This is a genomic window from Paenibacillus sp. FSL M8-0142 (assembly GCF_038597315.1).
GTDB classification, from domain to species: domain Bacteria; phylum Bacillota; class Bacilli; order Paenibacillales; family Paenibacillaceae; genus Paenibacillus_AQ; species Paenibacillus_AQ lactis.
Map to the genome: position 1 here is coordinate 2,949,511 of NZ_CP152008.1, position 23,587 is coordinate 2,973,097.

The window sequence follows — 23,587 nt, forward strand, 5'->3', positions numbered from 1 at the left end:
GATGGCAGCCATGGAGAAGGTGAAATCCCGTTATATCGTGCCTTTAGCGGTCGGGATGACGAGCGATATCGAATCGGATTTGGTGAATGCCGTACAGCAGCTGGATCAAGCCGGCTTCAGAACGTTTATAGCCGAGCTGCAGGATCAGCTTGACGCGTTCGCAGCAACGAGCAAGTAACACGGGATCCAGAAATCTAATAGCTTTGAGATTTCTTGAATGTTTCAGGGGAAACCCCCTCTAATCGTTTGAAAACCGTGCAAAAATAGCTGGTGTGCTCAAATCCGGCCATGCCGGCAATCTCTTGGATTTTAAGCTGCGGCTCCAAGACCATAAGCTCTTTGCTTAATTGAATGCGCTCCCGATTCACGTATTCCATCGGTCTTAAATTGAAAGCTTTTTTGAACAGCAAGCACAAATATTGCGGGGTGACGCCAGCCTGTTCCGCCAAGAGATCGAGCGTTAGCGGATGCTGACAATATTCCTTAATGTATCGAATAACAGGCTGCAGCCGCTCGAAATGCTGATGCCGGGTATGCTGCTTGGCCTGGATTTGCATGGGGATATCCAGGAGCAGAGCGTAAAGCAGCTTGGAGCATTCCACGCCGGCATGGCTGTCGTTTGAGCCGGCACTCTCAATGATGCTTGAAAAAACCGCCTGCATCTTATCCGGGTCCAGCATCGTATACACGCCCGACTTCGTAATTCCGGCTTGGGCGAGAAGCGGCCCGCATAGACTGCCCTCCAGGGAAATGAACATCAGTTTCCATGGCTCCTGGAGTGCGTGATAGCGGTGCGGAACATCCGGGAACAGGCAGATCGCCTGCCCCGCTTTGGCGGAATAAACGCTGTCGTCTGTATAGAGTGCTCCTTCACCCGACAAGATCATGAGCCACTGGTAGGATGCGAAGCCGTCAGGCCTATGAACGGGCTCCTGGTGGTTCCATTGTCCCGCTGACGTAAGATACACGGGAAGACGTCTGTCCGATTCACTCAGATGACAGAAATGGATAATATCCATAGAAGTCTGCACCTCGGTTTCAAATATTTAAATCATGCTGAATATCGTTTAATGGAAAAAAGAAAATTCATCACTCTATAATGTGAATATAATTATAACAGAAATGGAGTGAACGGAATTTGGGAAAGACGAAGTGGATCTACAGCCCGCCAGCGAACGGTTATCCCGAATGGAATAATAACCCTGAAATTTTTCAATTGAACCGCATGGATGCCCATGCCACGCTCATTACATATGACACTTTGGAGGAAGCTATCGAAGGTAGGTTCGAGGATTCCCGAAACTATTTGAGTTTAAACGGCTCATGGCAATTCGCTTGGGCGGAAAATCCGGAGAAGCGGATCAAGGATTTCTACAAACGAGATTATGATGCGTCGAACTGGAAAGAGATTACCGTCCCCGGGCATTGGCAGCTTCAAGGCTATGATTACCCACAATATACGAACGTCCGTTATCCCTGGGTCGAGCAGGAGAATTTGAAACCGCCTTACGCGCCGACGAAATACAATCCCGTCGGTTCCTATATAAAAACGTTCGCAGTTCCGGACGACTGGAGCGGCCAACCTGTTTTTATCAGCTTTCAAGGCGTTGAATCGGCATTTTATGTTTGGCTGAACGGAGAGATGGTTGGATACAGCGAGGATTCCTTTACGCCAGCTGAATTTGATCTTACCCCTTACCTGGTGCAGGGCGAGAATAAGCTCGCCGTCGAGGTATATCGCTGGAGTGATGCCAGCTGGCTGGAGGATCAGGATTTCTGGAGAATGAGCGGCATATTCAGGGATGTGTACCTTTACACGGCGTCGGATGCCCATATTTACGATTTTAAAGCGCTCCCTGAGCTGGATGACGATTATAAGAATGCTTCTCTGAACGTTGCCGTGCGAATCAACAATTATAGCGAACAGCATCAAGGGGAAATGGCGCTGGAAATGCAGCTGTTTGACGAGCATCGGCAGCCGGTGTGGAGCAATGCCGTATCGGAAGGCTTCACGCTCGGCACCGACAAGGCGCAGACGATCACTTTGCCTGGCCAGGTCGATTCTCCAAAGCTATGGAGCGCGGAATATCCGAATTTGTATACGCTGGTCGTTTGTTTGAAAAATGAACGAAACGAGCCCGTTCAATACGTAAGCTGCAAAGTAGGCTTTCGCCGGTTTGAGATTCAAGACGGGCTGATGAAGATTAACGGACAGACGGTGGAATTCAAGGGCGTCAACCGCCATGAATTTTCTCCGCTGAAGGGCCGCGCGATCGGCGTCGAAGAGATGCTGACGGATATCAAGCTGATGAAAGAACATAACATCAATGCGGTCCGGACCTCCCATTATCCGAACCATCCGAAATGGTACGATCTATGCGATGAGTACGGCTTATACGTCATTGACGAGGTGAATCTTGAAACCCACGGAACTTGGCGCTACGGGCAGAAAGAGGAAGAGGATACGATCCCCGGAAGCAAGCCGGAATGGCTAGGCAACGTGCTGGACCGATCCAAGTCGATGTATGAACGGGATAAAAATCATCCGTCGATCGTGATCTGGTCGCTAGGCAACGAATCGTTCGGCGGAGACAATTTCCTTCATATGTACCGTTACTTCAAAGATAATGACCCGTCCCGCATCGTGCACTACGAGGGCGTGTTCCACGATCGCCGGTCGGATGCGGCATCTGATATCGAAAGCCATATGTATACGAAGCTCGATTATATCGAGAGCTATGCCCGAAACAACCCGCCAAAACCGTTCATCCTGTGCGAGTACAGCCATGCTATGGGCAACTCCTGCGGCGGGTTAAGCGCCTACTGGGAGCTGTTCGACCGGTATCCGGTGCTTCAGGGAGGGTTTATCTGGGATTGGATCGATCAATCCATTCTTACCCGCAACCAAGACGGCGAGGAGTACTTGGCTTATGGCGGAGATTTCGGCGAATCGCCGCATGACGGCACCTTCTGCGGCAATGGCCTCATCTTTGCGGATCGAACCGTGTCGCCGAAGATCGCTGAAGTAAAAAAATGCTATCAAAGCGTCCGATTTGATGGAAGCAAGCTATCGGATGGCCGCTTGAGCATAACGAACAAGTATCTGTTTACGGATCTTTCGGAATTTGATTTTGTATGGAATCTCATGCGTAACGGCGATCCAGTCGCGGAAGGCGAACGCGTTTTTCCTTGCGCGCCGGGCGACGTCATCCATGTTGACGTCACGGACATCCTGAAGCATGCGGAAGCTGGATCGGCCGGTGATGAATTTATCGCAACCTTCGGATTTCAGTTGAAAGAAGGCACGACATGGGCTGAACGAGGGCATGAGGTTGCCTTCGGACAGTTTGTGCTTCCGGCCGTTCAGAAGACTCGAGTGAACCCGATTCCTGCCGAGAAGCCGGTAAAGCTGGACATGAAACAGGATCAGGTTACCGTAAAAGGGGAGGAGTTTGCGGTTGTTTTTGATAAAATTACGGGGGAACTGGTTTCTTACGCAGCCGCAGGCGTAGAGCTTATCGCTGTGCCGCTCCGTCCGAACTTCTGGCGGGCCATGGTGGATAATGACCGCGGGAACAATCTGGAGGAGCGCAGCGGAATATGGCGCGCAGCCAGCATGGAGCGGAGGCTGCTCGAGTTCTCCTATCGTGCAGCTCCGGCTTCGGCAGATGTCAGGGTTCGCTATGCATTGCCGACCGTACCGGAATCCAGCTGTACCCTGGAATACAGCATTCAAGGCGACGGAACGATGGATGTGCGGATGCGGCTCACACCCGGCGAGGGCTTGCCGGAAATCCCGGAAGTCGGCTTGCTGTTTGCAATGGAAGGCTCGTTCGATTTAATCAAGTGGTACGGAAAGGGCCCGTTTGAGAATTATTCCGACCGGAACAGCGGAGCGAAGATCGGTAAATATGAAGGGCTCGTCAAAGATCAATGGGTTCCATATTTGCGGCCGCAGGAATGCGGAAACAAGACGGAAGTTCGATGGGCATCGGTGGAGAACAAAGTCGGAACGGGTTTCTTGTTCGAAGGTAACACCAGGTTTGAATTTAATGCGTTGCCGTATACGCCGTCCGAAATCGAGGCGAGCGATCATGCCTATAAGCTGCCGGCTTCCGACAAAACCGTTATCCGGCTCATGGCGAAGCAAATGGGCGTCGGCGGTGACGACAGCTGGGGAGCAAAGCCTCATCCGGAGCATATCCTGTACGCGAACCGGGAATACAGCCTGGCACTAACATTAAAAGCGTTCGGAAAGTAATTTGAAGTTTTAAAAGGAACGACCGAAGAACCACCGAGCCATAAAAATAAGAAGCGACCGTTTCCCGCTTAGGAGAAACGGTCGTTTCCTTATTGGAGGGTGGGAGTGGAGAGAAGAGAAGAGCTTGCCGGTTGCCCCGCTGACGTAAGGTTTCACCATGGTTGACAGACTCGTGCACGAATACTCAATTCATCGGCGATCTGCTCCACCGTCTTCGATTGTTCTTGCACATACTTTACGGTTTCACGTTTAAATGTCTCGTTATAATGTTGTCTATGGCCACTCATTTTTTGGACACCTTCTCGTCTCCTTTGTTTCATTATCGTTTTATCACTAAGGGGTGTCTACTTTCTATTCTAGCTGCAAAAAGGGACTTGTACGAGCGAACCGGGCTCCACACGCGCCGCAGCAAGTCCCCAGAAAGGACTTGTATCGTTAACGTTACTTTCAACATCCATATCCGAGTTACTTTACGCCCTATTGACCAGTTTGGTATCGGACGCAGCTTGGGGATGAGCGAAAGGCTGTTATCCTTCCACATCCCCTGTTTCTTCGCTCTTAACTTGTTCATCTCCTCTAATAGAGATATAATGGACGAGGGTATTTGTTGAATACCGGCTACAGATTCAATGATGAAAGAGAGCGGAAAAGTATGGGCCGTAAATGGAATAATATTAAAGAGAAAAAAGCATCCAAGGATGCGAATACAAGTCGCGTGTATGCGAAGTTCGGCGTTGAAATTTATGTCGCCGCGAAGAAGGGTGAGCCGGATCCGGAATCCAACCGTGCACTGAAGGTCGTTCTGGAGCGTGCCAAAACATATAACGTGCCGAAAGCCATCATTGACCGTGCGCTCGAGAAAGCCAAAGGCAGCGGCGATGAGAACTATGAAGAGCTTCGTTATGAAGGCTTCGGGCCGAATGGCTCCATGATTATTGTCGATGCGCTGACGAACAATGTGAATCGTACAGCTTCCGCTGTACGGGCAGCGTTTAATAAAAACGGCGGCAATATGGGTGTCAGCGGATCGGTTACGTATATGTTCGATGAGACAGCCGTATTCGGCGTAGAGGGCAAAACTTCCGAGGAGGTTATGGATCTTCTGCTCGAAGCGGACCTGGATGTCCGTGACATTATCGAAGAGGATCAGGCTGTTATCGTTTATGCAGAGCCGGATCAATTCCATGCGGTTCAGGAAGCGTTCAAGAATGCAGGAGTAACCGAGTTTACCGTCGCCGAGCTGACAATGCTGGCGCAAAATTTCGTCACCCTGCCGGAGGACGGAGTTGCCCAGTTCGAGAAGCTGATCGATGCGTTGGAAGACCTCGAGGACGTGCAGCAGGTGTATCATAACGTGGAGTTTGAAGATTAGGATACAAGAATCCTTTAAATTCAGTGTTTAGAAGCTCCTACTGCTGATTCAAATATGGGTAGATATCCGAATTTCACTGTTTTCCTCAATCAGCGATGGTATACATTATGTTGATTGAAGAAATTTATGATGATGAACGTTTTTCTAGAAGTACTCATTATTTTAACTCACTTTTTGTATGAAATAACTATACAAGGAGTGAGTTTTTTATGTTATTAGAGGATGTTTACAAAGAGTTTCTATTTGATTTGGAGATCAAGAATTATAGTATCCGAACTATAAAAGGATATAGAAATAATAACAGAGCATTCTTAAATTTTTTGATTAATGAATTTGAAGTGACTGAAGTGGAAGAAGTTAATACTTCCCATATCAAAGCCTATCTTAGGAACTTAAAAGACAAAGGTTTATCTGAAACCTATATCAATGGAATACAAAAAAACATTCGTTCGTTTTTCCGTTTCAATGTAGAAGAAGGATATGTTGCTGAAAAAAGAAATCCTGTTCTAGGTTTGAAGTGGATGAAGGAACCAAAGGTTCTAATTCAGACTTTCAATGATGATGAAGTGAAAAGGATGCTTAACGTTTTTAAAGGGGATTACTATTTAAGTTTACGAAATAAGCTAATTCTGATGTTCTTTGTGGACTTAGGAATCAGAAATTTGGAATTATGTACGCTTAGTTCTCTTGATGTAAGAGATAGTGTTATAAAGATTCATGGAAAAGGGAATAAGGAAAGACATTTATACATTTCACCTCTTTTGAAAAAGTACATTATTAAATACGAGAGAGTAAAAGAGGCATATTTTAAAGATAAAATCATGACTGATTCCAATTTTTTTCTATCCCAAAATGGTAAAACTCTTACTGTAGTTGCAATTGAGGTAATAGTCAAAAAAGCTGGAGTGGAGGCTAAGGTTCGAGAACACATTCGTTGCAGTCCTCATACACTGAGACATTACTATGCTCAAAAACAATTAAGATTAGGGTTAGATGTTTACAGTCTTAGCAGATTATTAGGACATGAGTCGACTGTAATCACTAATCGTTATCTACAGTCAATTCAAGATGAACAGATAATTGAGTTGGCAAAAACAACAAGCCCGTTAATGAACTTATAGAGTTTGCATTATATTCTCATTGAAATAATTGAATGTTTAAGAAGAGAATCAATTAAAATTTTCGTTACAAAATGGAGGCGCTATGATAGCGATGGTTATTGAGTAGCGTGTGAAAGATAGAGAAGTTCCAAAACATCCAAATTAGATACGAAAGTCCCATTTTTTGGTTTTATATTGGAATAAACAGTTAAATACTCCTATTGTATGTTTGTCTCAAAAATTGTAAATTGATGTACATACTAACAACTGGAGGTTTCAAATGAAGAAAATAGCAGTCACTTTGACATCTTTACTTTTAGCTTTCTCTATCGGCGGAAGTGCAATATCTTTTGCAGATGCAGGAAATGAGCAACTCCCGACACAAGAGCAGATTCAACAAGCTGAGGAAACGCAAAAAATAACAGACCAAATTTACGAGAATGCTTATAAAAAAGCAGAAGAAGAGATTGAGAAAGAAAAAACGAGAAAAAGCATTAGTTTGAATATAGACAATGCAGTCATAGATGAAAAGGCAATTTATGATAAGTATCGGGAAGCAGCTAAAGAGGAGAACAAAAAGTTTCTTTTAGAGAATGGATGGAGCGAAGTATCGGAAACTGAAAATGTTGTTACTCCGCTCTCAACTCCTTCTCAGTTGGCAATGACGGACGAAACTATCTTGTATAACTCCAGTACAAAACAATATCAATTTTCAGGAGAGTTTAACTTCACGGACCTCACTGGATGGGATAATTATGCTGATACTTACGATGTTTTAGCCATTAGAAGCAATAATCAGATTGGCATAGTGAAATCATACGCAACTACTACTAAAGTTGAAGCGCGTTATTGTGGTAGCGTTACTGCGGCAAATAGGATATCATATAAAGAGAGTCAATCTGGATACGATAACAATGGAGTTCCTATTGCCAATTCTAAAGTAACTAAGCAAAAAGAAACTGCGAATGGAGTTATCTGGACAATTGATGATACTAATGCTTACTCATCTAGTATTCCTTGGTCTTGTGGAAGTGCTGCAGACAAGTCGATATTAATTAGAAGTTATGATACGGATCATGGTAGAGCAACGCTATACTTTACTAAAATAGGCTCAGCTTCTACAAACAAAGTTTTTCTCGACTTCGAACACAACTGGAAAACTCATAAACTTGATGCTTCTGCAACAATCTCAGGAACAGGTTTAAAAGATACTCAACTTACTGTCACATATAAATCGGTTAATAATCGTTACCCTCGTACTAGCACAGGCAGAGCATATTAAAAGGAATCGGGCGTCTATATATGCGCCTTTTCATCAAGGAGATTGACATCAAATGAAAATTCAACTTAAATTCACTTTACTGGTGTGTCTGTTAATCTCGATCCTTTCTGGTTGCACAAAAGCACCAGATAGCCCTGCTCTAGAGAATCAGTTAAAAAGTGTACTAGAGAAAGCAAGTATTAGCTTTGACAAAATATTGCATTACGAAGTAGTAGATAATGGAATTGTTGTTTTTTACACTCATGATGACAGTCTTAATGAGAGCTATATTGAATATAACTCAGGGAAATGGAAATTGGTTAATAGTAGTGGAAGTGCCTCTTTAGTTGATAAAGATATTCCAATTTCTTACGTTTGGGACTATTCAGAAACAGTACCGTTTAGGATTGTTTATGGATCAATTAATCAAGGAGATATAGAACAGATTAAGGTAAATGGAGAAGTAACAAATAAAATTACCTTAAGTGATGGTCTAACTTTCTGGTACCTCATATTAGAAGAACCCTACTCTGCGGACAGTAAACTCGAGGCCTTTTCAGCTAATGGTGATCTAATATACGAAAAAAAGTAAAAAGTTTAATCTCTAAAATTTACCACCTCCTTATCGTTTAGCAAAACGCTATAATTCGATAAGGAGGCGTTTTTATGTTTATTGAACCGATGTTACTCGCAACAGCAAAAACCCCGTTCTCGGACTTGCACTATATATTCGAACCTAAAATAGATGGTCACCGCTTGATCTACTCGCAGCAGAACGGTACCGTTCGCCTATACACTCGAAATAACAACGATTGTACGCGTCAATATCCCGAAATAAACGGCTCAATTAATGCTCTGTTTCCACATGACATAGTTTTGGACGGCGAAGTTGCATGCGTTGATCCAGCAAAGGCATCTCCGAATTCGAATCCGTTATGACGCGCTTCCAGGCGAACAAGGCGGATAAAATCGCTGCATTAACTGCAACTCTACCATCCACTTTCGTCATATTTGACGTATGGGGCCGATTACTCTTGATTCTGATGAACGATAATCACTTCGGCAGCCGTAATTGGCGGCAGCGATTTCGTCATTACCGGCGAATGATAAGCCGTAATTTTGGTACCAGGTGCAAGCTCTGCATCCGGGCCAAGTCCCGCAATAATCTGTGTATCCTTCGAAATGTTCAGGATCACGTCATTGTCGGTGGAGGAATCCGATCCCACATTGATATAGAGCTGTTCCTTCGAATTGCGCTCCGATTCGGCGACGGTTCCTTCAATCTTCGGAGCCTTCGTATCGGATACCACAATCTTGTCGGCATGGGTCCGGGCAGGATAAATCAGCGTCATCACCTGGGAGTACAATGCCTCAATGCGCACGCCTTCCTTCAAAACGTCACGGCTGAGCGCAGCCCCGTTCTTGTCTACAATCTCTGTCTTTTCATCCACCGTTAAGATGACGTAGTTGACGCCGCCGGTTTCAAGAGCCTGACCAATGACGGTGATTTTGCCATCTGTCGTGTCGGTTATGATGCCGGTCGTTCCCGCAGGCTGGTCAAGATCAGGCAGTTCTGCAGCTTCGGTGTTAACCAGGATATAGTTGGTTGTCGATTGCGGAGGAAGACTCATGGCAACGGCCGGGCCATAGAAAGACTTCACCTGCATGCCGGCTTTAAGCTCGCTTTCCTTCAGGGTATTTCCGTTCTGGTCAATGATTTTAGCTTTCGGATCCAGATGGAGCAATATGGTCTCCTCATCGGATGTGTAGAGGTTGCGTCCTTCCACAAGAATACCGGCCTTGCTGATTTCAGAGATTGTACCGTCAATCGCCGCGAAGTCTCTGTCCAGCGCGATGATGGTCAATGCTTGACCTTGTGCGGGCAGGCTCTTGGTGATATTCGGGCTGTAAAATGCTTTGATCGCTTTGTTCTTGTCGACGATTGACTGCAGTTGTACTTTATTGCCTTTGGCATCGATGACCTTCGTATCTTGGTTCACCGACAATCGGATCTCGCTCTGATCGGTAGGTCCGAGCCCGCGTCCGGTTACCGTAATCCATTTTCCATTGCTGTCATTTACATAATCGGTGATATAACCCATCGTTCCGGGCACAACCTTCACTTGCTGTTGTACGTTTCCTTGACCGGAAGTTATCGGGGCGGGAGACACTGCTTGCGCATTAACAACCGGCATGGCTGCCATCGCAAGAAGTGTTGTCGTTGCTAGTACTTTGTAAATTTTGTTCATTACGGGTCTCCTCCATTATTATGTAGATTGTCCTAACGCGATAGGAAGTAACCAGGCACGATTTTCTTGGTAAAATGTGCTGGATTCATAGTCATAGACGGCAAATAAATGCAAAGGTTGCAGTCCGCTAAAAAAACGGAAAACGAAATTCCTCATCTTTTTGTTTATGTGATTAGGACGGCCTCATGCCAATTGAAAAACTTCCGGTTTACAAATCGGCTTGCTATAGGATATAAGATATCTAATTGATTATGGAGCTGTTAATGGATTATAAAGGGGGGATTCGTATGAACCTTCATGCTCTTCGAATATTTAACGACGTATCCAAAACAGGAAGCATCACGCGTTCAGCACAGAACCTGCTCTTAAGCCAGCCGGCCGTCACCGCGCAAATTCGAAACCTTGAGCGCGAGCTCGGTTTGAAGCTCGTTGAGGCCAGGGGAAGGAATATCGGTCTTACCGAAGCAGGGGAGCTTCTGGCTCAGCATTCGCAGCGGTTATTCGCAATGGAGGCTGAAATCGAGGGCGTCATGGCTGCGATGAAAACAGGCCTTCTAGGAAGCTTGAAAATTTGCGCGACGGAACTTCCTGAACGTACGCTGCTGCATCGCTGGATAACCGGTTATAAGCTTGAGCATCCTGAAGTGGCGATCCAGCTTCTTAAGGGCCAAGCCCGCTCTGCATTGCAGCGCTTGCTGGATGAGCAAGTACATATTTCGATCGTTTGCGGCAATTGGCCGATTGAGGATGAAGCCGTGGATTATTTCACCATCCTCGAGGATGAGTTGATATTTGCCGTCCCGGACAGCCACCGGCTTGCCGGGAGGGAGGTTACGCTCGATGAGCTGGTGAAGGAGCCTTTTGTCATGAGAGAGGAGGGGAGCTACACGCGTGACCAGCTGCTCACGTTATTTCGATCCACCGGATACGACCAGCCCCGTTGTGCGATTCTGATCGAAGGCCTGAAAGAAACGGCAGAGGCCGTTCAATCAGGCTTCGGCATCGCGCTTCTGCCTTCGCTGTTCGTGAAGAAAGAGCTTGCTTCCGGTCAGCTTAAGCGGATTCATGTCAAAGGTGTGAAGCTGCCGCATCCAATTCGGGTGTGCACGCGCAAGCACGGGACCGAATCGCCCGTCATTCGCTCGTTCATTTCCTTTATCCAATCCGATATAAGGACGGCAGACCAGACCATCGAAGGATGAGATGCGAATAATTATGATTCATCCATTTTTTTTATGAATCCGCTTGAAATCCATATTATTCTTTTTTCATGCCATACGATACACTCGGGATAACCGGGGCGCCAATACGAGTATGGAGGAGAGAGAATATCGATCATTCATAACAACATAAAAATAAGACTTTTCGAGATTTTCTTGAGCTCAACCATCGGCAATATGGTATTCCCGTTCATGTCCATTTACATTTCCGAGCACGCTAACCCGAAGCTGGTTAGCGTTCTGCTCATAGCCAATGTCATTCTTGGCATCGCTGCAAGCTTGTTCGGTGGATATATAGGAGATCGTTGCGGCAGGAAAAGATTGATCGCCGCAGCGGAAGGTGTCAGATGCGTGGCATTTGCAGTCATGGTGGTATGCAACTCTCCTGTTCTAACGATGCCTGAGATCACGTTTGGCATGCTGATCATCCATGCCATGTGCTCCGGAGCGGTTACGCCTGCTAATCAAGCCATGCTGATCGATGTAAGCACGCCGGAACAACGCAAAGGAATTTATTCGATGGTATATTGGACCAACAACCTATCCATTGCCATCGGCAGTTTGATTGGGGCTTTTATGTTCCGGGAATATTTATTTGAACTATTGCTTGCTTTATTTGTTGCTTCATTCATTATTTGGTTGTTGATCGTATTTCTGATTCAAGATCCTTATATGCCCCCGGTGAAACAGCAAGACAGCGCTGGCCGACATATGCGGCGTATGCTCGTCAGTTATAAGGGAGTGTTCGCCGATCGGACCTTCATCCTGTTTGGGGTATCAACGGCTTTGGTTCTATCCATGGAGTATCACTTGAGCCATTATATCGGTATGAGGCTTGCCGAGGACATGCCTGAGCAGCGGTTTCTATGGTGGAACGTAGGGGGGATAGAAATGACCGGGATCCTTCGAACCGAGAACACGCTCCTCGTGGTGGCGCTAGCCTTGTTCGCAGCGCAGACGGTGAGACGGCGAAGCGAGCGGACCATCCTGTGGTTGAGTTGGATCGTGTTTGTCGGCAGTTATGCCGTCATCTCGTATACAACCCAGGTATGGCTTCTGGTCTTTATGATGCTTGTGGCTTCCTTGGCTGAAGTGTTACGGGTACCTATTGAACAAAGCTATTTCGCATCGCTGCCGCCCGAGCATGCCCGCAGCTCCTATTTGGCCGTGAGCAGCCTGAAGCACAACGTAACGCTGCTTATTTGTTCGGTCACGGTATTCATCAGCACCTATGTACCGGATCTTGTAACAACGCTGCTCATCACAATCTCCGGAACGGCCGGTATCGTCATTTTTATGCGGATCGTGCCGGCTTTTGAATCAAGAACCACCGGGTCCACATTGAGCCGATCGATAAGTGAAATGAACACCGGGAACGAAATGTAAGCGAAATTAGGTACACACTAATTTTTCCTTTAGAAGGGGTGCCAAACATGAGAGATTTTATATTTGAGCATTTAGATTTCGTACGGAATCAGACATTGAATGTCCTCCACCAGGTTTCCGACGCGGACGCCGAGATCATCCCGGAGGGCATCAACAACCATATAAAGTGGAATGCCGGGCATATTTATTACACGCTGGAATCGTTTGCTTTCGTTGTGAACGGTGAATCGGCGGAGCTGCCGGAGGCCTACCAAAAGCTGTTCCGCTCGGGGACCAAGCCAAAAGAAATTGAGGCAGCTTGGCCGTCGATGGAGGAGATCATCCAGCATCTTGAAGGTCAGGTTCGACGGATCGAGGAGCGATACACCCATCGTTTGCAAGAAACCGTGAAATCACCGTATACGACCTCCAAAGGCTTGAAGCTTACGACCGTGGAAGAATTTCTAAGCTTCTGTCTCTACCATGAAGGCATGCATTTTGACAAAATCAAGACGATTCTAAATAGGGTAACGTACTAAAAAAGGCAAGGCAGAAGTCCTCCAAAGGACTCTTTTGTACATATTCTACCTTAAATTAGATGAGCATGCGAAAGCGTACGAAGGGAATGATCATATTCATGTCGAATATGATGGTTATGCCAACAATGGCAGGGTGAACAAAAGGGGTTGATTCGTAGTTATTCAAGCACATCGCTTTATTCGACGAAACGCATTTGCGACTCTATTGAAGTTATTAGATCATTAAATAACTTTAATAAGGAGCGCTTTAAAATGCATATCGTGACAGAAAGATTGATCATACGGGAATTCGTTAAAGATGATTGGGATCAAGTACTGGCATACACCGCAGATCCGGTTGTGATGAAATATATCCCAGAGGGCGTATTTACTGAAGAGAAAGCGAAGCAGTTCGTGCTGCTCCATCAGGGCAACGCCAAAAATTATGCGGTTACCCTTCGAGAGGGACAAGCACTGATCGGTCATATCGTGTTTCACCCATGGTTCGGCGAGCACACGTACGAGATCGGCTGGGTATTCCATCCCGGATATCAGCGTAAAGGATACGCAACGGAAGCCGCTGCTTCCACGTTGAATTACGCTTTCACCAACCTTGGGCTGCACCGGGTGGTGGCTACTTGTCAGCCGGATAACATCGCTTCTTACAGGGTGATGGAGAAGATCGGCATGCGCCGGGAAGGGCATTTTATTCAGTGCATCCCAAGGGAAGACGGTACCTGGTGGGACGAATACTATTACGCGGTGCTGAAGTCGGAGTGGGTACTCTGTTCAAGCCGGAGCAGCAAGGATGCGAAGTAGGAAGTTCCACAAGGCGTGGGGATTGAAATGCAGCAGCAACATAACGATATGGTAGAACCAGCTTGAAGCCGATAAACGATGCCAATTGAAAAAGGTCTTCGTCCTATCAGAGGATGGAGACCTTTTTTTTGTTGCGGCTTTAGCCAGTTGAGCTCGCGAAGCGTGCGAAACAAAAAACCACCCGCTATGCGGGTGGAGGGATCGAGGTTTGACCAACAAGACCATTCCGATAAAATTGAGATGTTCAGGCTCAATAATGAAAGGAATGGTCTTAGATGGCAAACAAGAGCTATAGTTTAGCTCACACGAAGTGGATGTGCAAGTACCACATTGTGTTCACCCCGAAGTATAGACGGAAAGAGATTTATAATCAAGTGAGGAAAGACTTAATCGAAATTTTCAAACGATTATGCAAATACAAGGGAGTGGAGATAATCGAAGGTCACATGATGCCCGATCATGTACATATGTTGGTAGCAATTCCCCCAAAAATCTCAGTATCATCATTTATGGGATACCTGAAGGGGAAAAGCTCACTCATGATATTCGAGAAGCATGCTACCTTGAAGTATAAATATGGTAATCGAAAATTTTGGGCGGAGGGATACTACGTCAGCACAGTGGGCTTAAATGAAGCAACTGTAGCAAAATACATTCGTGAGCAAGAAGCACACGACCAAGCAATTGATAAACTGAGTGTGAAAGAGTATGAAGATCCATTCAGCAAAAACAGTAACAAGAAGAAGTAAACCAGTTTAACTGGTAAGTGAAAGTGACAAATTACACTGAGCCTGAACAATTTTATTGTCAGGCTAGCGTCTTTAGGCGCAGTTTGGCAACAAGGGGTTATACCCCAAGAGCAAACCACCCGTTTGACGGGTGGTTCTGATTAACCGATTCGGCGCTTGCCGAAATCCGGCTACTCTTCAACCTGTGAGGGCAGCAGCACCCTGTTCTCAATCGGGGACGACATGACGATCAATGTCGTGGAATCGCCGAATTGTCCTGTTTGGTTGATGAACGCTTCGAGTGCCCGCATCGAGTCGCAGACCACTTTTATAAGATAATTATGTTGACCGCTGATACGATGGCATTCGACAACCTCGTTCGATTGCTCGCAGAAAGCAATGAAATTCTCGCAATGCTTCGTATGGAACAATAAATACGCCATACAGTGCTTGTTCAGCTTCTCAGGCGACACGACCGCTCGATATCCGATTATGACGTCTTGCTCTTCCAGCTTCCGGACTCGCTCGGTGACCGCTGGCTGAGACAGCCCGATGAGCTTGCCTAGCTCCGTCATGGAAAGCCGTGCATGATTTTGCAGCATTTCGAGGATTTGGACATCCGTTCGATCCACATGCGCACCTCCTTAGAAAATTAATTTTAAATCCCGAAACTTCCTTGAAAATTGCGGTGAAAATAATGATGAACCTTTAACTTTCCATTCTCGCTTGCGCCTTTATCATATAGGATTAAGCCATGAGATGCAAAGCATAAAAAACGGAGAGGAGAGCAGCTATGTCCATGTTATTCAGTCCGATTACCATCCGCGGCGTACGGTTAAAAAACAGAATCATGATGTCGCCGATGGGCACGTTAGCAGCAGACCAAGAAGGGAAGCTAACCGAATGGCAGTATTTGCATTACGGCGCGAGGGCGATCGGCCAAGCGGGATTAATCATGATTGAGGTAACGGCCGTTGAGAGGACGGGGGCAGATCCGGGCGGATTGGGATTATGGGATGATGGGCAGGAGCAGCGGCTTCGAGAGCTTGTGAGCATGCTGCACCGGCAAGGGACGGCTGTTGGCATGCAGCTGGGTCATGCCGGCAGGAAGAAGGAGCAAGGCACCGGCTTCTCTTCGTCAGGGGCAGCGTATCGGGGGAAAAGGACGAAGCCGATGACGATTGCGGAGATCGAAAGGGTCATCGAGGCCTTCAGGAACGCGGCTGTCCGTGCTAGGCGAGCAGGCGTTGACGTCATAGAACTTCACGGCGCTCACGGTTACCTCATCAATGACTTTTTGTCCCCTTTGACCAATCAGAGAGAGGATATGTATGGAGGTTCAAGGGAGAATCGGTACCGCTTCCTCGGGAGGACCCTTGAGAAGGTGCGGCAGGTTTGGAACGGTCCTCTATTCGTGAGAATCTCTGCGGAAGAATACCATCCTCATGGGAACCATATCGAGGATCACCTTGACTTTGCCGAGCGGATGAAAGCGCAAGGGGTCGACCTCATCGACGCGAGCAGCGGGGGCGTAACCGATCAAAAACCGGAGGTATATCCAGGCTATCAGGTTGCCTATGCGGAAGCGATTCGCCGTCAGATTGGAATGCCGACCGCTGCAGTCGGGTTGATTACCTGCGGGAAGCAGGCTGAAGAGATCCTCCGCAAAGGTCAGGCCGATCTCATCGCGGTTGGCCGTGCCCTGCTGAAAGACCCGTTCTGGCCACGGACGGCAGCCGAGCAGCTGGGAGAAACCATACCTGAGCCGGCCCCATACCGTAATCAATGGTTCACCACCGGATATACAGAGGGTTAACAGCAGAACGATCAAGCCGAATCGATGAGCTGTTATTCGGTACGTGCTGCCAAGACTGCTTTAAATTTAGCGCGGTATGCTGCCGGTGGTACGCCCTTCGTCATGGTAAACAATCTCGTGAAGTAATGGACGGACGAAAAGCCGGTACGCTCGGCAATCAGCTTAATCGGTTCATCAGAAATCGTCAGCATAAGCTCAGCGGCTCGAATTCGCTCCGTTCGGACGAAGCTGGAAAATGACTCATGGATGCAGGTTGCGAACAATCGCGACAGCTGGCGAGGGGATATATTCAAAAATCGTGCAACCTCGCTTAAAGACAGCTGCTGACGGCCCAAGTTATCCCTGATGTAGAGCTTTGCCCGCTGAACAAGCTGGGCGGAGTGGGAGAAACCGGTGGAGATTTCCGGCCCTTTCGGGAGCGTGTCCTTTTTGCCGAACATGACGGAAAAAGACTCAAGCAGCGCATGCGCGAGGGGCGGCAAGAGCGTAACCGGCAGTGATTGGCCTGGCTGTTCATGGATGAGCAGCGATTTCCACAGATGGATTGACGGCGCTTCGCGGGCATCCTCAATCCATACCGGCCCTCCTTCCAGGACACGCAAGTAGTTCATGGCGTGATCCTCAGCCGGATGGTTTCTGACTTCAAAAGCAACGAATAACAGATCCAGTTGATCGACATTTTGGATCCGATGGTAAATATCTGGCCTTGAACAAAAGGCTGTGCCTTGTCGCAAGGGAAAATCGACGCCGGCTTCAGTATAGATGCCTTCGCCATTGTCAACGTAACAAATCTCCAGGAAGGAATGCTTATGCATCGCATTGGTAGCCAAATTCCGGACGCTTCCCCAATAATGTACGAGAAAGGAAAGACGCTCGCCCGGCAGATGCCCGGCATACCGATTGAGCCGCTCCTCGCTGTGGGTCCATTGAATCATCGTTATGAACACCTCCTTGGCGTAATTGTACAAATTGTGGTCCTCGCTGTGCAAATACGTCGATGCATGAGCTGCCTATAATGAAACCAGAACCAAAACAAGATTGAGGAGGGTTTCTAAGGCATGATTAATGAACAAGATGTCCAATTTTACAAAGATTATGGGTATCTGCTGGTCCGGAACGTGTTCGATCCGGCGGAAGTGGAAGAGATGCGGGAAGCGGTTGAGAAGATTATCCGGAGGGCGGCGCGCGCCAAGGCGGATCAGAACCACGCTTGGCAGGGCGATTATCTGCCTCCCGAGCAGCTGAAGAAGCTCGTGCTGAAAGGGTTTCATGACGTACACTATCATGATGCCGCTTTCATGCGCGCCGCCATCCACCCGCGAATGACCGCCGTACTGCAGCAAATTATCGGACCGAATGTGCAGCTTCATCATTCCAAAATGCTGGTGAAGCCTCCCTCAAACGGGGCAGCCTTTCCGATGCACCAGGATTATCCTTACTTCCCTCATCGTGATCATACCATGCTTGCGGCAAGCATTCACCTGGATGATGCGGATACGGAGAACGGATGCTTGTGTGTCGTTCCCGGTTCCCACAAAGAAGGAATACTTCCTCATGTAGGCTCGTATTACCTGAACCACAAGGAATATCCGATATCGTCAGGGACACCTTGTCCGGCATCGGCGGGAGATGTACTCTTCTTCAACTATCTGACCATCCATGGGTCGGACGTTAACCGCAGCGAGCGAACAAGGCGAAACGTGTTGTTCCAATATCGGGATGCATCGGATCTGCCGACGGCCAATGTTCACTTTGATTGGGGGATGGGGCTGATGGTTAGCGGTGAAAATCCCGACTTTAATAACGTGAAGCCGAAGTACGAGATCGTGGGCTAGCAATGTCATGGCTGAAAAGAATTGTATTCGGATGAGAAGAAAGGATAAATCTCAGCTAAAGGCGACGGTTAAACAGGGATGCTTTGAATCCCTGTTTTTTCATTATGGCTTTAGCCAGTTGAGCTCGCGAAGCGTGCGAAACAAAAAACCACCCGCTATGCGGGTGGAGGGATCGAGGGTTTGACCAACAAGACCATTCCGATAAAATTGAGATGTTCAGGCTCAATAATGAAAGGAATGGTCTTAGATGGCAAACAAGAGCTATAGTTTAGCTCACACGAAGTGGATGTGCAAGTACCACATTGTGTTCACCCCGAAGTATAGACGGAAAGAGATTTATAATCAAGTGAGGAAAGACTTAATCGAAATTTTCAAACGATTATGCAAATACAAGGGAGTGGAGATAATCGAAGGCCACATGATGCCCGATCATGTACATATGTTGGTAGCAATTCCCCCAAAAATCTCAGTATCATCATTTATGGGATACCTGAAGGGGAAAAGCTCACTCATGATATTCGAGAAGCATGCTACCTTGAAGTATAAATATGGTAATCGAAAATTTTGGGCGGAGGGATACTACGTCAGCACAGTGGGCTTAAATGAAGCAACTGTAGCAAAATACATTCGTGAGCAAGAAGCACACGACCAAGCAATTGATAAACTGAGTGTGAAAGAGTATGAAGATCCATTCAGCAAAAACAGTAACAAGAAGAAGTAAACCAGTTTAACTGGTAAGTGAAAGTGACAAATTACACTGAGCCTGAACAATTTTATTGTCAGGCTAGCGTCTTTAGGCGCAGTTTGGCAACAAGGGGTTATACCCCAAGAGCAAACCACCCGTTTGACGGGTGGTTCTGATTTTGCGTGGCAAGCGTCGTGGCTAGCTCGATCTAGTCGCTGCTCCGGCTTCGAGCCGCTCCACCTCGATCTTACCTCTGCCCCATTCATCTAATCCGTATATCTAATTCGTGCATCGATCGCTTACATCTAACCCGTCCTTGATCCTCGCACCTAGTGGACTTAAGCCGGTAAAGGAGCTTATAACCTAATGAAAATACCGGGGGAGAGAACCGGTATGGTAGAATGGAGTCGTATTGAACGGATTCAGCTCCTATCAATTTAAAAATCAACGCTTTGCTGCGAAAAGGCTTTCGAGGAAGATCGGGGGGGAGTTTGTGAATAATGTAAATCGGTCTCGCAAAGTCGTAGGAAGCCGAAGAAAGACGATCCGGCGAATCGTCCTCTCAGCTGCTGCCGTTATCATGGCATATATGGTTTATGCGGCCGTCGCCATATGGACTTACGGAGCAAAGACCGAGCCTGTAAAATCCGATGCCGCCATTGTACTTGGAGCGGCCGTGTGGGGCGATAAACCCTCCCCCGTATTCCAGGGACGCATTGATCATGCCTTATGGCTGTATAAGCATCAGTATGTGGATAAGCTGATCTTTACGGGGGGACGGGGATCGGACCTTGAGTCGGCGGAATCCGAGGTTGCCCGGGATTACGCGATTGCCCGGGGAGTTCCGGAAGCAGACATTCTGATCGAAACGGTGTCAAAGATAACGGAAGAGAACCTGTCCCATGCCCAAGCGGTCGGTGAACAAGAAGGTTTGTCCACGTATTTGATCGTCAGCGACCCGCTTCATATGAAGCGGGCGATGACGATGGCGGACGATTACGGAATGAAGGCATATCCGTCACCAACGGATCGAAGTGCATATCAAAGTTTCCGGAGCAAGGTTCCATTCCTGCTTCGGGAGATGTTTTATTACACCGGTTATGTCGTGCTGTCGCCTTTTCGCTAATATCTATAAAGCGGGCAGCTGAATCGTAAAGCTGGTGCCCTGCTCCGGGGAGCTCTCCACATGGATCGATCCGCCGTGATTGTGGATGATGTTTTTCGTGATCATATATCCGAGCCCGGTTCCGCTGTCCTTCGTTGTATAGAAGGGCTGTCCCAACGACCGGATCTGCTCTGGCGTCATGCCGATACCGTCATCCTGGACGATGATATGGACATCGCTGTCGCTTTGCTGAATGGTCAGCGTGATCGTTCCTCCTTGATCCATCGCCTCCATGGCGTTCTTCAGCAAATTGATGAATACCTGCTTCAGTTGATTCGCTTCGCCGTGAACGTACACGGGCTCGGCTGGGAAACGCGGGATGATCTCGATATTGTTCAGCGCAGCCTGGACCTTCATCAGGGTAACGATTTGTTCGACGATGCCGAGCACGTCAAATGGCTTGCTGACATGGGAGGTTTCCGGCTTGGATAGCACCAGCAGTTCATTGACGATCAGCTCGATCCGTTTGAGTTCCGATTCGATGATATCGAAATACAGCTTATTGCTTTGCTCCGACGAACGAAGGAGTTTAATGAAGCCGTTAATTGACGTGAGCGGGTTACGGATCTCATGCGCGATTCCTGCTGCCAATTGTCCTGCTGTCGTCAGCTTCTCGGACTGCATGATGCGATCCTCTTCCATCTTCTGCTCTGTGATATCTTTGAATATGCTAAGCGCGGCCTTTTCGCCTCTATAGGTGGTGACCAGCGTGATACCGGAGACGATTTTTTGTTGACCGTCGAAACAGCGGATAAGATATGTAACGGGTCCGATTTCCCGATATTCCGCATAACGCGTTCTTCGCCTTGCAAGCTTATGATGCGAAGAGGGATCTACCACGACATCGGTTGAAATTCCGAGCACATCGGAGACATTCGAGGCGTGAAGCAGCCGTAGCGTCGCTTGATTTGCGTACTGGATCATGCCGTACTTTGTAATGAGCGCGGAAAGCGGGAGCTCTTCCAGCAGCTGCAGGAAGCCTTCTTCCTTCTCAACCAGTTTCATTTCCTTCTGTGTCAGCTGTTCCTGCAGCTCGTAAACAGGGGTGAGGTTCTCAAATTGGACCAAGCAATGGCGGAACGGCGATTGCGCTTCAGCGGATGCCGAAAAGTGAAGCTTCAAATCCAGATTCCGTCCGGCAGGATGTTCGTATTTCATGCCAACTTGGAGTGCGGTCACCTGAGAAGGCTTGAGCTGGAAATCTCCCGCCTTGTGCCTAATCACTTCCAGAATTCCGCCGATGTTCGTCCCTTTCAGTGCTCCATCCATTAATTCTTGTTTGGAGCAGCCCAATAACTCACACAAAGCCGAATTGACTTGAAGCACTTCTCCGTCGATTGAAACGATGGCCATTCCGATGATGGCGTGTTCAAAAGCAAAGTCCTGACGCTGGACAGAATAGGGGAGCACGGCAAGTCTCCTTTCAATTGACTGTAAGGTTTGATCACCCCCCTATTATATGTGCTGGATGCGCTTTCATCAATGAAAGGGCGATAGATTTGGTAACTTGCGCGCATGGAACGGATTGGTCAGTGGCCGCTTTCGGTGATTGTCATGAGCGGTCATATTGCATTCATATTGCATTCATGCTCAATATTCAGTATGATTTAGCTGACAATGAGTAGGTCGATGTGTGACTGGCGCTGCATGGGGGAACCATGAGGGAGCACATGGATGACGACAGCCGTACGCCTGGGCAGAGGTAAGGGAAGTTTATTTTCCCTTACCTCTTTTTAATATTTCTATTTTGAAAAGGGGACTGGAGAACGATGTATAAAACGAAAAAAATGCTGCTGCTGGGATCCGGAGAACTCGGAAAGGAAGTCATTATCGAAGCGCAGCGGTTAGGTGTGGAGACCGTGGCGGTAGACCGATATGCCGACGCGCCTGCCATGCACGTCGCGCATCGCCATTACGTCATCGATATGCTCGACGGCGCCAAGCTGCGGGAAGTCATCGAGCGGGAACAGCCTGATCTGATCGTTCCCGAGATTGAGGCCTTGGCCACATCCGAGTTAGTGAAGCTGGAGGAGGAGGGCTTCCGCGTCATTCCTACCGCAAGAGCGGCCAAGCTGACGATGGACCGGGAGGGCATCCGCAGGCTTGCTTCGGAGAAGCTCGGATTGCCGACGGCCGGATACCGCTTTGCGGATAACTATGAACAATTCGAGGTCGCGGTAAGGGAGATGGGCTTTCCTTGCGTAATTAAGCCGCTTATGAGCTCTTCAGGGAAAGGGCAGAGCGTCTGCCGATCGGAGAGCGACATTGAATCATGCTGGAACATTGCAATGGAAGGCGGGCGCGTACAGAACGGCCGGGTGATCATCGAGGAGTTCATCACCTTCCAGTCGGAAATCACACTGTTAACGGTTCGTTCGGTGAGCGGGACAAGCTTCTGTCCGCCGATCGGACATGTGCAGGAAAGCGGTGACTATATCGAATCCTGGCAGCCTCATCCGATATCCGAGCAGCAGATGAAGGAAGCCGAGCGCATTGCGAGGGCCATTACCGATGAATTGGGCGGCTTCGGATTGTTCGGCGTCGAGCTGTTTCTGACCGAGGATCAAGTATATTTCAGTGAGGTATCGCCTCGCCCGCATGATACCGGATTAGTTACGCTGGTCACGCAAAATCTGTCCGAATTCGCGCTTCATGTCCGGGCCATCCTCGGTTACCCGATTCCGGAAATCGTGCTGATCACCCCGGGCGCCAGCCGTCCGTTGAAAGCACCGGGTGAGCTTGAAAACTATAAGATTACGGGCGCCGAGCAGGCGCTCGCGGTACCGAACACTCAGGTTCGTCTATTCGGCAAGCCTGTGACAAAGGCTGGCAGAAGAGTGGCAGTGGCCTTGTCGACCGCAGGCGAGGTGGAGGAAGCGCGATCTCGTGCCAAACAGGCATTGGACAAGCTTGGGGTGGAAGAAGTTTAACGGCAGTGATCACCTTCTTCCGGAATGTGCCTTGTCCGCTTAAGCTTGGGATCAAATCCATTTGAAGAATGCAAAAACTGCCCAATAGCGAGAGGTCAGCCGGATTGCCAACGGCTGGCCTCTTTTCCATAAGAGGTACGTTAGATCCCTATCTGCGAATGGCCATACGATGATCGGAAAGGCAGTGCCATGGAAATTATTTAGATTTTGAATATAAACCTGCATCACTTTTGCCGTTGTTCATGATAAGATACACAAGAAAA

The 23,587-nt window shown here is 47.9% G+C and carries 21 protein-coding genes, 1 pseudogene and 1 riboswitch; of the genes and pseudogenes, 17 read left to right on the forward strand and 5 right to left on the reverse strand.

The features are described from left to right. The first annotated feature begins 10 nt into the window (after positions 1 to 10). The gene (locus NSQ46_RS13810) at positions 11 to 178 is read left to right on the forward strand and encodes a DUF3502 domain-containing protein (protein WP_342576870.1); all 168 of its coding nucleotides are present in this window, start codon (positions 11 to 13) and stop codon (positions 176 to 178) included. Positions 179 to 194: 16 nt separating this feature from the next. On the opposite strand, the gene NSQ46_RS13815 is transcribed toward NSQ46_RS13810, so the two are convergent. Further along, positions 195 to 1,019, reverse strand: coding sequence for an AraC family transcriptional regulator (locus NSQ46_RS13815; protein ID WP_341033226.1), 825 nt, complete (start codon positions 1,017 to 1,019; stop codon positions 195 to 197). A gap of 119 nt (positions 1,020 to 1,138) precedes the next feature. Here NSQ46_RS13815 and NSQ46_RS13820 point away from each other — a divergent pair, with 119 nt between their 5' ends. The 6 genes and pseudogenes from NSQ46_RS13820 to NSQ46_RS13845 all read left to right on the forward strand — a co-directional run. Then, a complete protein-coding gene (locus NSQ46_RS13820; protein WP_342576871.1) occupies positions 1,139 to 4,261 on the forward strand; it encodes a glycoside hydrolase family 2 TIM barrel-domain containing protein in 3,123 nt (1,040 codons plus the stop codon). 652 nt (positions 4,262 to 4,913) lie between these two features. Then, complete coding sequence (locus NSQ46_RS13825) at positions 4,914 to 5,633, forward strand: YebC/PmpR family DNA-binding transcriptional regulator (RefSeq protein WP_028407082.1); 720 nt, start codon at positions 4,914 to 4,916, stop codon at positions 5,631 to 5,633. 209 nt (positions 5,634 to 5,842) lie between these two features. Further along, positions 5,843 to 6,754: a tyrosine-type recombinase/integrase gene (locus tag NSQ46_RS13830; protein WP_213615476.1), complete on the forward strand. Its 912-nt coding sequence runs from the start codon at positions 5,843 to 5,845 to the stop codon at positions 6,752 to 6,754. Positions 6,755 to 7,013: 259 nt separating this feature from the next. Next, positions 7,014 to 8,015: a hypothetical protein gene (locus NSQ46_RS13835; RefSeq protein WP_341341912.1), complete on the forward strand. Its 1,002-nt coding sequence runs from the start codon at positions 7,014 to 7,016 to the stop codon at positions 8,013 to 8,015. 52 nt (positions 8,016 to 8,067) lie between these two features. Next, a complete protein-coding gene (locus NSQ46_RS13840; RefSeq protein ID WP_210095190.1) occupies positions 8,068 to 8,586 on the forward strand; it encodes a hypothetical protein in 519 nt (172 codons plus the stop codon). A gap of 74 nt (positions 8,587 to 8,660) precedes the next feature. Further along, positions 8,661 to 9,013: pseudogene (locus tag NSQ46_RS13845) on the forward strand (ATP-dependent DNA ligase); the annotation flags it as partial. A gap of 9 nt (positions 9,014 to 9,022) precedes the next feature. On the opposite strand, the gene NSQ46_RS13850 reads toward NSQ46_RS13845, so the two are convergent. Beyond that, positions 9,023 to 10,243 carry a peptidase gene (locus NSQ46_RS13850; protein WP_342576872.1) on the reverse strand — a complete coding sequence of 407 codons (1,221 nt, stop codon included), beginning with the start codon at positions 10,241 to 10,243 and terminating at the stop codon, positions 9,023 to 9,025. A gap of 287 nt (positions 10,244 to 10,530) precedes the next feature. On the opposite strand from NSQ46_RS13850, the gene NSQ46_RS13855 reads away from it, so the two are divergent. The 5 genes from NSQ46_RS13855 (at position 10,531) to tnpA (NSQ46_RS13875) (ending at position 14,914) form a co-directional block, all read left to right on the forward strand. Beyond that, complete coding sequence (locus NSQ46_RS13855) at positions 10,531 to 11,445, forward strand: LysR family transcriptional regulator (RefSeq protein WP_040738675.1); 915 nt, start codon at positions 10,531 to 10,533, stop codon at positions 11,443 to 11,445. A 174-nt stretch (positions 11,446 to 11,619) separates the two neighbouring features. Continuing rightward, a complete protein-coding gene (locus tag NSQ46_RS13860; RefSeq protein WP_342576873.1) occupies positions 11,620 to 12,849 on the forward strand; it encodes an MFS transporter in 1,230 nt (409 codons plus the stop codon). 47 nt (positions 12,850 to 12,896) lie between these two features. Further along, positions 12,897 to 13,367: a DinB family protein gene (locus NSQ46_RS13865; RefSeq protein ID WP_342576874.1), complete on the forward strand. Its 471-nt coding sequence runs from the start codon at positions 12,897 to 12,899 to the stop codon at positions 13,365 to 13,367. A gap of 252 nt (positions 13,368 to 13,619) precedes the next feature. Further along, on the forward strand, positions 13,620 to 14,165 hold the full coding sequence (locus NSQ46_RS13870) for a GNAT family protein (protein WP_341341916.1): 546 nt from the start codon (positions 13,620 to 13,622) through the stop codon (positions 14,163 to 14,165). Between the two features lie 275 nt (positions 14,166 to 14,440). Further along, complete coding sequence (gene tnpA, locus NSQ46_RS13875) at positions 14,441 to 14,914, forward strand: IS200/IS605 family transposase (RefSeq protein ID WP_251535087.1); 474 nt, start codon at positions 14,441 to 14,443, stop codon at positions 14,912 to 14,914. A 170-nt stretch (positions 14,915 to 15,084) separates the two neighbouring features. On the opposite strand, the gene NSQ46_RS13880 is transcribed toward tnpA (NSQ46_RS13875), so the two are convergent. Continuing rightward, a complete protein-coding gene (locus tag NSQ46_RS13880; RefSeq protein ID WP_342576875.1) occupies positions 15,085 to 15,525 on the reverse strand; it encodes an Lrp/AsnC family transcriptional regulator in 441 nt (146 codons plus the stop codon). A 161-nt stretch (positions 15,526 to 15,686) separates the two neighbouring features. On the opposite strand from NSQ46_RS13880, the gene namA reads away from it, so the two are divergent. Beyond that, on the forward strand, positions 15,687 to 16,709 hold the full coding sequence (namA, locus tag NSQ46_RS13885; RefSeq protein ID WP_144878875.1) for an NADPH dehydrogenase NamA: 1,023 nt from the start codon (positions 15,687 to 15,689) through the stop codon (positions 16,707 to 16,709). Positions 16,710 to 16,741: 32 nt separating this feature from the next. Here the strand turns inward: namA and NSQ46_RS13890 are convergent, their stop codons facing one another. Then, positions 16,742 to 17,644 carry an AraC family transcriptional regulator gene (locus NSQ46_RS13890; RefSeq protein WP_007130119.1) on the reverse strand — a complete coding sequence of 301 codons (903 nt, stop codon included), beginning with the start codon at positions 17,642 to 17,644 and terminating at the stop codon, positions 16,742 to 16,744. Positions 17,645 to 17,767: 123 nt separating this feature from the next. Here NSQ46_RS13890 and NSQ46_RS13895 point away from each other — a divergent pair, with 123 nt between their 5' ends. The 3 genes from NSQ46_RS13895 (at position 17,768) to NSQ46_RS13905 (ending at position 20,355) form a co-directional block, all read left to right on the forward strand. Beyond that, entirely contained in the window at positions 17,768 to 18,544 is a 777-nt protein-coding gene (locus tag NSQ46_RS13895) for a phytanoyl-CoA dioxygenase family protein (RefSeq protein ID WP_007130118.1), read from the forward strand. Positions 18,545 to 18,791: 247 nt separating this feature from the next. Beyond that, a complete protein-coding gene (tnpA, locus tag NSQ46_RS13900; RefSeq protein WP_251535087.1) occupies positions 18,792 to 19,265 on the forward strand; it encodes an IS200/IS605 family transposase in 474 nt (157 codons plus the stop codon). Positions 19,266 to 19,722: 457 nt separating this feature from the next. After that, a complete protein-coding gene (locus NSQ46_RS13905) occupies positions 19,723 to 20,355 on the forward strand; it encodes a YdcF family protein (RefSeq protein ID WP_341341919.1) in 633 nt (210 codons plus the stop codon). A gap of 3 nt (positions 20,356 to 20,358) precedes the next feature. Here NSQ46_RS13905 and NSQ46_RS13910 read toward each other — a convergent pair whose 3' ends face one another. Next, the gene (locus NSQ46_RS13910; protein ID WP_342576876.1) at positions 20,359 to 21,804 is read right to left on the reverse strand and encodes an ATP-binding protein; all 1,446 of its coding nucleotides are present in this window, start codon (positions 21,802 to 21,804) and stop codon (positions 20,359 to 20,361) included. A 213-nt stretch (positions 21,805 to 22,017) separates the two neighbouring features. Then, a riboswitch (ZMP/ZTP riboswitch) is annotated at positions 22,018 to 22,099 on the forward strand. A gap of 64 nt (positions 22,100 to 22,163) precedes the next feature. On the opposite strand from NSQ46_RS13910, the gene purT reads away from it, so the two are divergent. Continuing rightward, complete coding sequence (gene purT, locus NSQ46_RS13915; RefSeq protein WP_342576877.1) at positions 22,164 to 23,324, forward strand: formate-dependent phosphoribosylglycinamide formyltransferase; 1,161 nt, start codon at positions 22,164 to 22,166, stop codon at positions 23,322 to 23,324. Positions 23,325 to 23,587 lie beyond the last annotated feature (263 nt).